The 14500-nt window shown below is 40.6% G+C and carries 8 protein-coding genes; 4 read left to right on the top strand and 4 right to left on the bottom strand.

Annotated elements, in window-relative coordinates; translation table 11 throughout:
- Positions 1–2: 2 nt before the first annotated feature.
- Positions 3–2096, top strand: coding sequence for a fibronectin type III domain-containing protein (locus HQN83_RS12185; RefSeq protein WP_173090627.1), 2094 nt, complete (start codon positions 3–5; stop codon positions 2094–2096).
- Between the two features lie 175 nt (positions 2097–2271).
- Here the strand turns inward: HQN83_RS12185 and HQN83_RS12180 are convergent, their stop codons facing one another.
- On the bottom strand, positions 2272–2694 hold the full coding sequence (locus tag HQN83_RS12180; protein ID WP_173090626.1) for a VOC family protein: 423 nt from the start codon (positions 2692–2694) through the stop codon (positions 2272–2274).
- An 80-nt stretch (positions 2695–2774) separates the two neighbouring features.
- Complete coding sequence (locus tag HQN83_RS12175) at positions 2775–3347, bottom strand: Crp/Fnr family transcriptional regulator (protein ID WP_173090625.1); 573 nt, start codon at positions 3345–3347, stop codon at positions 2775–2777.
- A gap of 120 nt (positions 3348–3467) precedes the next feature.
- Here HQN83_RS12175 and HQN83_RS12170 point away from each other — a divergent pair, with 120 nt between their 5' ends.
- Positions 3468–4571 (top strand): endo-1,4-beta-xylanase, encoded by a 1104-nt coding sequence (locus tag HQN83_RS12170; protein WP_173090624.1) that lies wholly within the window; start codon positions 3468–3470, stop codon positions 4569–4571.
- Positions 4572–4647: 76 nt separating this feature from the next.
- On the opposite strand, the gene HQN83_RS12165 is transcribed toward HQN83_RS12170, so the two are convergent.
- The gene (locus HQN83_RS12165) at positions 4648–7095 is read right to left on the bottom strand and encodes an outer membrane beta-barrel protein (protein ID WP_173090623.1); all 2448 of its coding nucleotides are present in this window, start codon (positions 7093–7095) and stop codon (positions 4648–4650) included.
- 97 nt (positions 7096–7192) lie between these two features.
- On the opposite strand from HQN83_RS12165, the gene HQN83_RS12160 reads away from it, so the two are divergent.
- Both HQN83_RS12160 and HQN83_RS12155 read left to right on the top strand, forming a co-directional pair.
- Positions 7193–10990, top strand: coding sequence for a PVC-type heme-binding CxxCH protein (locus tag HQN83_RS12160; protein WP_173090622.1), 3798 nt, complete (start codon positions 7193–7195; stop codon positions 10988–10990).
- A 45-nt stretch (positions 10991–11035) separates the two neighbouring features.
- On the top strand, positions 11036–12472 hold the full coding sequence (locus tag HQN83_RS12155) for a S41 family peptidase (RefSeq protein WP_173090621.1): 1437 nt from the start codon (positions 11036–11038) through the stop codon (positions 12470–12472).
- Between the two features lie 46 nt (positions 12473–12518).
- On the opposite strand, the gene HQN83_RS12150 is transcribed toward HQN83_RS12155, so the two are convergent.
- The gene (locus HQN83_RS12150) at positions 12519–14498 is read right to left on the bottom strand and encodes a fibronectin type III domain-containing protein (RefSeq protein WP_173090620.1); all 1980 of its coding nucleotides are present in this window, start codon (positions 14496–14498) and stop codon (positions 12519–12521) included.
- Positions 14499–14500 lie beyond the last annotated feature (2 nt).

Here is a 14500-nt window from a genome sequence, read left to right as displayed (position 1 = left end):
TCATGAAAGTATCTATAGACCCCTTTAGAGCAATATTAATCAGCCTTTTACTGTGTATTATTATAAATTTAAAGGCTAAGGCACAGGTGATAAAAGCAGACACCGCTAATGAGAAAATTATAGGCAACATCTTTTTAAAAGTTAAGGCTTACGACAACAGGATAGTGCTAAGATGGGCAATTAACCATTCTGGGGTGTGGTTATTGGCCAATAAATTAGGTATCAAAATTGACCGGATTATTTTGGACGAAAACAATAAGCCGCTTGGCAAAGGCTGGGAACCTATATTACAACAGCCGATCAAACCATGGGGAAAAGATTATTTTCAACAATCAGTTTTGAAAAACCAGAATAACAATTCGTTGCTGTTAGCAGCGGAAGCACTTTTTGGGAATGCAAGCATTGCATCACCAAGTACTAAAAATCAAACGGAACTTATGGATGCGAGTATGGAGTTCGAAAACAAATATACCATGGCCATGCTGGCATCAGATATGGATACCCTTGCTGCAAATGCACTTGGCCAACGTTGTACAGATAGGTTAAAGGTAAACGAAAAGTACAAATACGCCTATCGGGTATACCTGAGTGATAAAGCTCCTGGTATTTTTGTGGTTGATACAGCATTTTACATGGTTCCTGGATCATCAAAGGCCGAAAAATTAGCGCCCAGAAATGTACTAGCTAAAAGTAAAGACAAAGCCATTCACATCTTAATTCCCAATGACGGGGTTTACAACACCTTTACTTCTTATAATATTGAACGTGGTACTGATGGAAAGAAATTCTCAAAAATTAATGACAAGCCAGTAGTTTTTAATCGGTTAGACAGCAGCTCGACCTTCCTTTTTGTAGATTCTGTTGTCAATTATAAGAAGTATTATTATCGGATTAATGGCATAGATGCATTTGCCGACACCAGTTACTACGCGCCAACCGTGTCGGGCATGGCACAAAACTTAACTGCTCCCCCTAAAGGTTATTTATCGGCTACGGTGTTAGGCGGTAAAAAAGTGAAACTGAATTGGCTTCAGGATAATACGGAGCATCGCCCCATCGCAGGCTTTATCGTCAGAAAAGGTAAGGCTATAGATTTGCTTGATGAATACATCACTGAGAAAATGTTACCCGCAAACCGAAATGAATTCATTGATGAAAAAGTGAATTTAGTTGCTGGTTCCTACTACCAGGTTTTAGCTGTAGATACATCAGGTAACTATTCAGGTTCCAATGTTCAATATGTGTTTGCATACGATAGCATCCCTCCGCTCCCCCCAACAGGTTTAAAGGCGGTTGTTGATACCACCGGAATCGTAAAACTTCACTGGAATATAGATTATAATGATAATATTCAAGGTTATCGCATTTTTGCTGCTAACCATAAAACTGCGTCTTTTTCTCCTATCTCCTCTGACTTTGTACGTGATACCATGTTTGCCGATACGTTGGATAAAAGTGTACTTAATAAAGAGGTCTATTATCGGATCGTTGCGGTTGATGGAAACAATAACCATAGTCCCTTTTCAGAAATCGTTACTGCCATCCGGCCAAAATTGGTAAAAACACCTTCGCCTGTAATTAAAGATTATTCAGTAAGCAATGGAGGTGTAACCTTAAGTTGGGTGTTACCCCCAGCAAGGGATAGTAAATCGACTAAACTATTGAGGCGTATTGCCCGAGACACTGTTTGGAATACGATTGCCAATGTTCCTCTAACGGTTTTAAGCTATAAAGATAGCTTGGTACAGGAAAGTAGTAATTACGAATATGCGGTAGTTACGGTCGATCAAAACAATAAATGGTCGGAGATTAGCTTTCCACTCCAGGTATTTGTTTATGCAACCGACAGCGCAGTGCCAGAACATTTTACCGTAATTATGAAAGACAACAAAAACACGCTTTCCTGGCAGAAACCAAAAAAGGGTGAGGTAGCATATTATGTCATCTATAAAGACAACGGAAGCGGACTAACACAATTTGATTCTGTAGATGGAAATCTGACTGCTTTTACTGATACAAATACAGCTGCTAAATATGGAATAAAGGCTGTATTTAAAAACAGTAAAACATCAGCGATGGTCCCCTCAAAACTATAAAGTAAACAATAGTCAGTCCACAGTGAGTCCACGTTGAGTCCACGTTTTACTAGGAAAAAGGTTGACTCAAGGTGGACTTAACTTTGATTGGTGCTGGACTGATTCAAAGTCGAAACAAAATGCTTGCGGGAGCACATTCAGTTACTCCTCTTTTCTATAGAATTTTAATGATGAATTATTTTTCAGCATGTAGTCCAACTCTGTTTCCTTCTGAGTCAATAATTACGGCAATAAACCCTGGCGGAATCTGTATTTTAGGTGAGATAACCTTCCCTCCTGCCTGCTCTACTTTATCAAGGACTGTTTGTATACTTGGACTTGCATTAATATAAATTAATGTGCCTTGCGATGACGGGCTATTTCTTTCGGATTTGGACAATACACCGGTTACCCTCCCAGATGTTGCTTGTATTACATTCGGATTAAACGGAAAGAAAACAGCTTCTTCGTTTCCATCTGTTCTTTTAACCATTTCAATATCCAGAATCGTTTCGTAAAAGGTTTTTGCCCTTTCAATGTCGGATACAGGAATTTCAAACCAAGTTAGGATGTTGGTTTCTTCGTCAATTTTTCTCAGCAATTGATTGTTTGTCTCCATATTCATAACGTTTACTTAATTTTATTATAAGCAAAGTTCAAAAAAACATATGATCTAGTCCTGTGACAATCGTCACAAAACTACCGAAGGTTTCGCCGTTTTCTTATCCTACTTAATGTTTCCCTTGCTACACCAAGAAATGATGCTAATTGTGAAAGTGATACTCTTTGCAGGATGCTTGGGTGATTGACTTCTAAGTAATTTAAACGTTCCTGTGCTGTATAAAGTTTGAATAAGTTCGAAAATTCTTCTTGTTTTGATGCGAACAAACGTATGCAGCTACGCCCTAAAGCCTCAATTTCTCGAGCTTGCTTTGCAGCTTCAAATAACTTTTGTTTGTTAAAAACTATTACTGTTAATGGCTCGCAGGCAATGATATTAAATTCTGATTTTTCTTCGCTTCCAAAGCTATTGATATTTGTTGCTATATCATTTTCAAAGAAAAAACCTGTGTTTTTGATAGTCCCATCTATGTTATAATAACTCTTGCAGTAGCCAGATTCAATGTAAAACAACGAATTGCAGATATTTCCCTCTTGAAGCAGAAAGTCATTCTTCTTAAACTCTCTCTTGGATAATGCAGGTTGTAGCAATTCCCAACTTTGCTCAGAGAATTCCGTTAACGAATGAATATATTTTAAAAGATTGTCCATTTGTAGGCTTCGCAATAGATTATTTTTGAATTAAGAAGTAATGTATATTTGAATACCACTTATTCCTTAAAAGAATGGCAAATCTAGATAAAGAAGAACAAATAAACCACCATTAAACAGATGAAATTAAACCCAAATATAGGAATCTACCTTGCTACGCTGGCACTTGTATGCTTGTTCAATCCTAATAAACTGACTGCACAGCAAAATGTTCCGGTTGAAAAGGGGCTGAAAGACTATTACAGCAGCTATTTCCCTATTGGGGTTGCAGTTACACCACAGCAATTGAAGGATTCTGCTCAACGCAGGTTAATTTTAACGCATTTCAATAGCCTTACTGCGGAAAATGCCATGAAAATGGGGCCTATTCATCCGCAGGAAGACCGTTATGAATGGACCGGCGCTGATGCCATAGTCAATTTTGCGGTAGCAAACGGACTGAAAGTTAGAGGGCATAACCTATGCTGGCATTCGCAGGTGCCCAAATGGATGTTTTATGATAAGGCCGGAAATTTGGTAACTAAGGAAGTGTTACTTGGGCGGCTGAAAGAACATATTAAAGCTGTAGTTGGTCGTTACAAAGGCAAAATTTACGCTTGGGATGTGGTTAATGAAGCGGTTTCGGATAATCCGAAGGAGTTTCTGCGTAACTCCCTCTGGTACCAGATTTGTGGTGAAGACTTTATTGCTAAAGCCTTTGAATATGCTCATGAAGCAGACCCCAAAGCTATATTGTTTTATAATGATTACAATACCGAATCCCCAGAGAAAAGGCAACGAATTTTTAAGTTGTTAAAGAAATTGATAGATGCGGGCGTTCCGGTTCATGCTGTTGGATTGCAGGGGCACTGGTCTATCAAAGATCCCTCAAAAGAAATGCTCGGAGCGGCGATACAGCAGTATGCCGATCTTGGTATTAAAGTACAGGTTACGGAACTGGATGTATCGATATATACAGATGGCAACATTCCTGAAAACGCAGGTGCGGAGGGCGCTTCTGGCTTCAGTCCTGAGCTTCAGAAACTGCAAGCCAATCAGTACGCTAATTTCTTCCAGATCTTCAGGCAATACAAGGGATCTATAACCGGTGTCACGTTCTGGAATTTATCCGATCGGTACAGCTGGCTGGATAACTTTCCGGTGCGTGGTCGTAAAAACTATCCTCTGTTATTTGATAAAGACCTGCAACCTAAGGCTGCTTACTGGAATGTAGTTAAGTTTTAAATTTTGTGTTTAATACAACTATGCAAAGTGTATTATATCAGATTATTATCCTTATAATTTAGCTCATTCCAAAACCTTACAGTCGCTGTGATTCGTTTTCTAAGCCCGACTCACGACTGTCTTTCGTTTTAATCTTACTGTTACCAAACCTATAGGTAAAATTTATTCGTAGCTGACGGGTTTCGCCCACATAGGTTGTAAGAAGCAATAAATTGTTTAATTGGGTATCTGTATTGTATCTATTTGTCCTCAATATATCAGAAGCCGCCAGCCTAAGGGTTGCCTTATCGTTCATTAAATTCTTTTGCAAACCAAGGTCAATCTGCGAATTACCCTTTATATAAGTATTCAGTCCACTTATCCTTTTCGAGTTAACCACACCTGTAACCTCTGCATTAATATGACCGGGCAGGTTAAAGCTCTGTTGAATATTAATGGCACCAATAAAACGACTGCGGCTATAGTTTCCATACTCTACAGTTCCAACTTTATTCTCCAAACGGTATCCTATGCCGGTGAGGCTCATATTCCACCATTTTGCCATTGTTAGCTGCTGGGTTACGGTCAGATTCAGATTGTTCTGAAATCCAATATTTCTTGGCACCATATTGATTATATTTCCCTCCATAACTTCAGTAATTGAGCTGCTGATATCACTTGTATGGGTGTAACTAGTAGCTATCGTAGTCCTTTTGTAACTATACTGGAGTGCCAAAGTATTAGCATACTGTGGCTGTAGAAACGGATTACCCTTCCAATAAGAAAGTTCATCTACAGGGTATGAAAATGGATTCAGGTTATTGTAGGCAGGGCGGTCAACGCGGCGTGAAAAACTTAAATTATAAGTACCGGATTGTGTGGTTTTATAAGTAATTGCAGCCGTAGGAAAGACATCAAGGTAATTTCGAACTACTGATGTTGGTAACTGGCTGCTGCCTTTACGCGGCTGTAAGTCACCCTGAGAATGTGTATTTTCCAATCTTACTCCCACATCCATGCTCAGGTTATCAGTAATTGGTGCTTCATATTTCAGGTATCCAGCGCTTATTTGTTCCTTATATTTAAAAGTATTGGACAGGTTGATATCGATCACATTATCGCTGCCATTCATATCATACTGATTAAATACATTGTTAGCATTTACGTTAGAAAATTTTGTGCCAACTAACATTTTTCCGCTCCAAATAGGAAAGCCATAGTCGGCTTTAACTGCATATAATTTGATGTCCCGGCTATTGGCCACAAGGAAATTGTTAGCGGACTGGAATGTTCCATCAGGTAAATAAAAAGTGTTAGTGCTCAGGTTTTTAGTAGATGCATCAAAGATCCCATAGTCTGCATCAATATCAAGACTGGTATTGTTACTGCCCTTGTACCTGTAATTTAAATTGGTATTGTATCGGTGTGCCTTCTGATCTGGATAACTACTTTGGCTTCTAAGCATTTGTAAAAGATCGCCTGTTGCCTGATCATAGATATTTGTAACCGGAATAATCAGGCCACCACCGCCAGAAAAGTTAGCATTTATGACTATACCAAGTGTTTTGGTGGTATCTATTGCGTAATCTGCTCCGAGGGTTGATCCTATGCTGTGTTTTTTATCTATGTCATGGTTAGAATTCAGATAGACCTTTCCATTGGTTGTTCTGTCATTGTCGTAATCCATTGCAAAATGTCCAAAATTATGATTGTAACTGCCGAACATATTTACTTTTCCTTTTCGGAAATTAAGATTCATATTGGTATTTTGCTTCATGGTAATACCATACGCAATGCCATTATTGATACTTCCGTTAAAACCTTCGGCAATTGATTTTTGAAGTACAAGATTAACAATACCTCCTGTCCCTGTAGCATCATATTCGGCCGAAGGGTTTTTAATAACTTCAATCGACTTTAAGTCGGATGCCGACATAGATTTCAGCAGTTGGGCCAGCTCCTCTGCCTGCAAATAGGTTTGTCTGCCATTAATCATCACCAGGGCGCCACTTGATCCATTCAGTGTGACTGTATTGTCTTGATTAACAATTAATCCAGGCGTTTTTTTTAGTGCTTCCAATGCATTTGTACCTTGCTCAGTTATACTTTTCTCTATGTTATAAATCATTTTTCTGCCCTCGATTTTGATAAGAGGTTTATTACCGGAACTTTGAATAACAACTTCCTTTAAACTGCGGGCAGTGGTTTCAAGTCTAATGACACCCAAATCCATATTTTCTGCTAATTTCAATAGGTCACTCTGGTAAGCGAGCGCACCTAAATAACTCACAGAAACTAAATAAGTTCCGGTTGTTGAAGACGTAAATGAAAAGCCTCCCTCATTATCGCTCAGTGTTTGTTTAATTACCTGCCCATCACTAGCCTTCTTTAAAAACAAAGTTGCACCAACTACAACTTCATTGTTCGTATTTCTAATGATACCTTTTAGGATGATACCCGTATTGTTTTGCGCGAAAGAGGTTGAGAACAAACCTGTCAGGATAAATAATAAAAAACAAGCTTGCTTAACGTTAAAGTTTAACATGAAATAATGGATAGAATTTCTGCAATAATACAATTTCATATTGTATATAACCTGAAATACATATCTTTAGAATAACCAAATGTAAACCAGAAACGCCATGCTGAAGTCCATACTTCTATTAATTACGCTATTGTTCATTTTATGGTTCAGCCCTAAAAACCTAAAGACTGATGAAGTCAGGTTGGAAGCAATACAGGACGAAAAATCAGGAACAATAACCATCCAGAGGACAGATACGAAACAAATCATACTTACACAAAATGCCGGTGAAGATTTCCGCCCGTATATACACCCCATCGCATCGCCCGACGGCAAAAGTACGCTTACAGAATTCAGTCCTGAACACCACAAGCACCAAACCGGGCTCTACTGGGGTTTAACAGATGTAAATGGGCGTAATTATTTTGCCAATCCGGGTAATGGGTACTGGAAGCGTGTGGCAGCCAGAGTTATAGAGAAATCAGGAACAATGGTAAAATGGCAAACGGTATATGATCTTTTGGATGACAAAGGCGTACCGATAATGACCGAAACGCAAAACTGGAGCATGGAACAGAGTAGCGGCAAATTCTTATTGACTCTAGACTGGAAAGGAGAAGCTAAAACAGATCTTAAAGTAGGTAAATATCCTTATGGCGGGTTGTTTTTAAGAATGCCATGGAAACCCGGAATAGATGGAGAAGTGATTAATGCCGCCCGTCAGCACAACCAAAAAGCTGAAGGTCAGCCATCAACATGGGTAGATGTAGGTATAAAGACAGATGGCCGCGATGACAGGGCGCACATAACCATATTGGATCATCCTGAAAACAAAGGCTATCCGCAAAAATGGCGGGTTGACGAACAACTGGGTGTTGGTCCTGTACGAGTTCATGATGCCGACTGGATGTTAAAAAAAGGCGAAACAGAAACGATCAAACATCAGCTGATCATCTACACCGGTGAATTCAATGACATTCAGATCAATAATGCCTGGGCAAAATTTGCCGGAAAAGACCCTTCGTGGGCGACAGTTGACCTTTGGGCGCTGGCTAAAAAAGAAGGAATGGATGCAAAATTCCTGAGTCCTGAAGAGGCTGTAAAAGCAATGACCCTAAAAGATGGATTTATGGCAAATGTTTACGCCTCTGAACCCATGATTACCCAGCCTATGGCATTTTGTTGGGATGACAAAGGCCGTTTATGGGTTGCAGAAAACCGGGATTATGAATCCCGTTCTTCGGGTTTTTCAAATGATGGCAATAGCAGGATTCTGATCCTTGAAGATACGGATCATGATGGCAAGGCCGATACTAAAAAAGTTTTCGCCGATGGTATCCCCTTCCCTGCTGCAATGGCTGTAGGTTTTGACGGAGTATTTATTGGAGCACCGCCCAATTTATTATTTATACCAGACCGCGACAACGATGATAAGGCCGACATGAAAGATATTGAGGTGAGGCTTACCGGATGGGGTATCCGCGACAGGCATGAAACCATGAACAGTTTTCACTGGGGGCCAGACGGATGGCTATATGGCTGTCAAGGCTTTGCAACACCATCCCGTATACGTAAACCTACAGGAAAGGGAAAACTTTACAGCCATAAAGAGCCATTTCCGGATGACGAAATTTTAAAAGGCGAAGGCGTAGATATCAACGGCGGAGTTTGGCGTTACCACCCTATTAAGGATAAGTTCGAAGTAGTAGCACATGGTTTTAGTAATCCATGGGGAATCGACTATGATGCAAATGGCCAGATTTTTATCACAGCCTGCGTTATTCCTCATCTCTGGTATGTAATTCCGGGAGGCATTTATCACAGACAGGGCGGACAGCATTTCAATCCTTATACCTACACAGATATCAAAACCATTGCCGATCACAGTCACCGTTCGGCACACGGCGGTGCGAGTATTTATCAGTCTGATGCCTTCCCCCGCGATCAACAAGGCAGAATATTTATGGCCAATATTCATGAACACGCCATACTTACCGATATTTTAAAACCTAAGGGTTCAGGCTTTACAGGGTCACATGGTGAAGACCTGATGGCTGCAAACAATGCACAATGGGTAGGTTTTAGTACCTCTGTAGGGCCTGATGGTAGTTTGTATGTGTTAGACTGGCATGATGCAGATATCTGCGGTGGTTCCGTATTGAACAAGGAAACCGGCCGAATATTTCGCGTTTCACCCAAAGAGAGCAATGCTGAAAACTTCAGGAATCGCTATACTGACCTGAATAAACTTAGCGATAAACAACTGGTGGAACTACAAACGAGCAAGAGCGACTGGCACTCAAGACGAGCGCGACTTATCCTTCAAAACCGTGCGGCAAAAGGTAAAGTGAAAAAAGGAGCCTTTGATGCATTGAACAGCATATATGCAGGCAATCAGGAAACAAATTATCGCCTAAGAGCCATGTGGACACTTTATGTGTGCAATGCCCTAAGCACTGATCAATTAACGGCTGCATTAAACGACAAAAACGAATACATCCGTGGCTGGGCGATTCAGTTCCTGAGCCAAGACGCTGAACCATCAAATGCCACCATTCATAAATTCGGAGAAATTGCAAAATCAGAGAATTCTCCTGTTGTACGTTTGTATCTGGCTGCCGCATTACAGCGAATCAGTGCAGATAAGCGCTGGGACCTGGCTGCCGCATTGGTTAAACATGGAGAAGATGAACAGGATCATAACCTACCAAAAATGCTTTGGTATGGTATAGAGCCTCTGGTTTCAAAAGACACCAAACGTGCCCTGAACCTAGCCGCTGAAGGAAACCTCAGTATGATTAAAAAATTTACTGCAAGAAGAGCCACAGACGCAGATGCCACAAATACGCTGGTAACCTGGCTAGGCACAAAGCAAAACGCGGATACCGCAATGGTAACCGGAATGCGGGATGGACTAGAGGGCCGGACAGACCTGAAAACTCCCCCAGACTGGAAAACAACCTACGCAAAACTGCAGTCGCAGGGCGAAAGAAATAAATTACTATCGCTGGAAATAGCCCAGTACTTTGGGGATACTGAAGCTGCCTCGCAATATTTTAATACACTCAGAAATAAAAATGCCGGCGTTAGCGACCGTCGTAAAGCTCTACTGGCATTGTCGGCTCAGCAGAGAATTGAATTACTTAAAGATTTCCCAGCATTACTGGACGACAATGAACTCCGCTCCGATGCAATCCGTTCGATAGCCAATTTTGACGATGAACACATCGCGCAGCTGCTGTTAAAAAAGTACCCGCAGTTCAATGAGAAAGACAAGGCTACTGCAATTGAAACACTTGCTTCAAGATCGCGATCGGGCTGGATGCTGGCTCAGGCTATAAAAAATAAAACCATAGAAAAACGTGATGTACCTGCAAGTGTGGCAAGACAACTAAGAAGAGTTGTAGGTAGTGGTTTTGTAGAGATCTGGGGGCCTATAGATCAGCTTCCATCCAATGAACTGGCTTACAAGAAGTATCGTGAACTGCTCACACCAAAGGCACTGGAAAAAGCTAGCCTTAGCAAAGGTCAACTCCTATTTAAACGGACCTGCGGTAGTTGCCACAAGATGTATGGTGAAGGCGGTATTATCGGTCCGGATCTGACTGGTTCGAACCGATCTAAAGTTGACTACCTGTTATTCAACGTACTGGAGCCCAGTGGTGAGATACAGGATGACTATAAACTAGTGGTAATCACCTCACGTGATGGCAGGGTATACTCAGGTAATATCATAGCCGAAAATGAGCGCCAGATTACCATGCGTATTGTAGGTCAGGAAGCTGCAGTGATCAACAAATCCAACATCCAGTCGAGAGAGGTGATGCCTGTTTCTATGATGCCGAATGGATTATTCGAGACTTTGAGCAATACGGAGATCATCGATCTGGTAGGTTTTTTAAGCAAATCTAAGTGATGGTCTTTTTATCACAAGCGGAGGCATATAAATAAAACAAATCATATGAACAAAATCTACCTGACCTTTTTCATGTTGGCATTGACTACAAATATCTTTTCCCAACAAAAAAACTGCAACTGCCTGGAGAACCTGGACAAAGTCATCGAAAAAACAGAAATAAACTACGCAGGCTTTCCATCAGCAGTTACCGACAAAACGATATCTAAATATAAAACCTTAGTAAAAAAACTAAAAAAAGATGCTACTGGAACATCCAATCCTATAGCATGCTTTAAGATCATCAAAGCATACGTCAGTTATTTCAATGACAAACACTTCGATTTTGAGTATGCCATAAACGACGATAGCAATAAAGAATATCATCAAATCACAGAAGCACAATTCCGTAGTACTTACAGCAAAATAAAACCAGGATCAGTTGAAGGCATTTGGACCAACCCAGACTCTAGTATAAAGTTTGCCATCATTCCCAAAACAAAAAATGTATATCAGGCCATCATCATAAAAAGCAATGATGTAAAGCTTCCAAAGGGGCTCGTTTACAGCACCATCACCAAAACTGCTAAGGGATACACCTTTGATAAATACAACTGGATCACACCAGACTATCCTGTGCGCGTTAGAGGTGGATTGCTCTTCCTCTGGAACTTCGAAATCTGGGGCAGAGAATATCCGACACCTATGAGCAGCACAGAAAAAACTGAGCTGTCTACCTGGAAAAACTATAATTTCGGACTTGGCATTTCAAAGCTCAATGACAAAACTACCTTGCTGAGAATAGCCTCATTTAACAACGATAATAAAATCCGGGAAATCATCACCAAAAATGACTCCTTAATCAGGAGCAGCGAGAACCTTATCGTTGACCTTAGGGGGAATGCAGGCGGAAACTCAGGCTGGTTTTACCTGATGCCTTATTTTTATACCAACCCTATCGACCAAGGTCCATCCGTGCTAAGACTTTCAGAAGAGAACAAAAAGCGTACTCTGCCAAGAATAAAATCATTCCTGGACAATCCCCCAACGGATCCCTCTTTGAAAAAAAACTATACTCCAGAACTTATTGCGGCCAATAAAAAAGCTTACCTGGAAATCCCACAATCCAAAGCAACATTTTACCCTATCCCCTCTATGCTTCTGACAACTGATTCCATTGCCAAAAGTCCACGCAATATTGCCCTTATCTTCGATGACTTGGGAGGAAGCTCAACTGAATTTTTCTTTTACGTTTCCAGACAAAGCAAAAAGATAAAAAGATACGGTACGCATACCTATGGAATGATGGATTACATGGGTATGTCGGAGGAAACAAAACTTCCATTCAGCGAATTCTACCTTGTTATTCCTAATACGAAAGCATCCTGGACAGATACCGCTCCAATCAATGGCAAAGGATTCCAGCCTGAAACAAGCCTCAACCATCTTCCTCCTAACAAATGGATTGATTTTGTAGCAGAGGATCTAAGCAGAAATCAGTAAAGACATACTTAATTGAAATCGGTATTATCCTTATATAACTTTTATACTATTGTTTCATCCTTATACTTACAGGTATACTTTCTTCACTTTCTCTATCCTTCGAAGTACAGGTTATCACATATGTATTTAGCTGTTTTGTTCCTGGGTCTTTATCCTCATAAAAGTCTGCTCCTTTTTCTAAAGCGGCAAGCAGCACCTTATTATCAGCATGTAAACGATAAATCTTATAGCCTGTTACCTCTTCCTGCTCGGTAACATCCCATGAAATAATTACCGACCTGTCTTCAGCTAAAACCTGCAAACCACCTGCCGGCAGCAGTCGTTTACCCAAAACATCCACTTTCACCGGTGCACTCATAGTGCTTAGCTGCCCATTGGTACTAACTGATTGTATCGCATATTCATAAATACTCCCCTTTACGGTAGCCGTATCATTATAATAATTGAATGAAGCATTTAAAGGCAAACTATTGATCTGAGTAAATTCCACAGGATCTTTGTCCTTGTAAACTCTTTTAAACAGAAAGTAACCCAATGCGTTTTTATCTGATTTATTATCCCAGAAAATCATCACCTGATCATCAATAACGCGGGTCTTTACCGTTAAGGGTGTATTTAACTTTACCTTACCAGGTGTGGCAACAGAAATCACTTCTGAAAAACCACTGATATCATAAGAGGTATTGACCGCCTTAATCGCATATGAATACGATAGCGCATTTTGAGTTACCTCTGTTGTGTCGTAATAAGTGACCTGCGCACTATCTGTAACAATAAGTTCCGAAACCTGTTTAAGGGAATCCGTGTTGCTTTTCCGGCGATAGATATAATACCCACGGGTGTAAAACTCAGGCCTTTTCCAGCTCAGCTTCACCTTTCCGTTTTCAGCCTCTGCCTTAAAGTCTGTAGGCACCGCAGCTTTTTTATTTGCCTTTAACATCCCAGAAAATCTTACAGACAATGCGCCTGGGCCAAAAATGGTGTTGGGCTGTAAACTGTAAAAATAATTCTTTACAGGATGAACTTTTTTATCTAAAAAGACCGTATCTGTTGCGGCTACTGTTCCAATTTCCACATAATCTGCCCCGTCGTACGACTCAGATCTGTAGATATTGATAGAGGTTAGATGAGGTGTATTGTTTAGTTTCCAGCTCAGCTTTATGGCACTCTCTTTTTCCAGGCTTTCCGTTTTCACTTTATCAACAAATGCTGTATTATTCAGTGTGGTAGTAGAAACTCTGATGGTATCTGATGGTAAACCAGGATTTCCGAGATCATCAAAGGGAATGGCAACATACTGATAGACCGTCCGTGGCTTAATCAAAGTATCTACAGCCAGATAAATAACAGAATCAGACTGATGAGTAATCCCGGTATAAACGGCAAGCGGTTCAAAAGCAGTTTGCATATACACACTACGCATCAAAGTAATGCCTGCCGGCTGATGAATGCCATTACTGTAATATTTAAGTACCTGGCTTTGCTTAAAGGGTTCAATACTCCGGGTAACCAACTGATAGTCTATTACCTTTTCTTGTGGATACTTTGCTGAAACAGTCTTTTCCTCAAGAAGTATAGTTCCTTTGTTCCCGGTTTGCCTGATTTTATATTCATAATTTACGTTTGGTCTGGCTGTTCCATCGTAATATGCTGCACCTAATGCTTCTTTAAAGGCTGGTGTGCTACCATAATAAAATAAAGAGTCGGTAATCTCGGCTGCAAGAACCACCTTCCATATATTGGCAAAAAAGCGCTTATCAGGCATCTGAAAAGTAGGATACTTGGCTCCTGCCCCACGCAGCGCGGCAAAAAACACCGCAGAATCTGGTTGAAAACTAAGGTTTGCTAATTCTGTCCAGGTTGTACTGTCTGCGGCTTTCCTACTGATGGAGTAGCTTGTGTGTTTTGGAATTACCTTACCTAGATCAATGTAAATACCCGAGGCTGCAGTTTTAGCCTCTTGCGCATTTGCAGCTAGCAAAGCTCCCGATATTAAGAAGCAAAGGGTGATTAGTATCTTTTTCATGG

The organism is Pedobacter foliorum, from assembly GCF_013266735.1.
Classification (GTDB): Bacteria; Bacteroidota; Bacteroidia; order Sphingobacteriales; family Sphingobacteriaceae; genus Pedobacter; species Pedobacter foliorum.
Note: the sequence above shows the minus strand (reverse complement) of the source record. Positions and strands in the feature narration are given on the sequence as shown.

Excerpts from the sequence above, each read along its gene's own strand:
- HQN83_RS12185 (WP_173090627.1), top strand. The coding sequence starts at position 3 with ATGAAAGTATCTATAGACCCCTTTAGAGCAATATTAATCAGCCTTTTA.
- HQN83_RS12180 (WP_173090626.1), bottom strand. The coding sequence starts at position 2,694 with ATGGAGACAAACAATCAATTGCTGAGAAAAATTGACGAAGAAACCAAC.
- HQN83_RS12175 (WP_173090625.1), bottom strand. The coding sequence starts at position 3,347 with ATGGACAATCTTTTAAAATATATTCATTCGTTAACGGAATTCTCTGAG.
- HQN83_RS12170 (WP_173090624.1), top strand. The coding sequence starts at position 3,468 with ATGAAATTAAACCCAAATATAGGAATCTACCTTGCTACGCTGGCACTT.
- HQN83_RS12165 (WP_173090623.1), bottom strand. The coding sequence starts at position 7,095 with ATGTTAAACTTTAACGTTAAGCAAGCTTGTTTTTTATTATTTATCCTG.
- HQN83_RS12160 (WP_173090622.1), top strand. The coding sequence starts at position 7,193 with ATGCTGAAGTCCATACTTCTATTAATTACGCTATTGTTCATTTTATGG.
- HQN83_RS12155 (WP_173090621.1), top strand. The coding sequence starts at position 11,036 with ATGAACAAAATCTACCTGACCTTTTTCATGTTGGCATTGACTACAAAT.
- HQN83_RS12150 (WP_173090620.1), bottom strand. The coding sequence starts at position 14,498 with ATGAAAAAGATACTAATCACCCTTTGCTTCTTAATATCGGGAGCTTTG.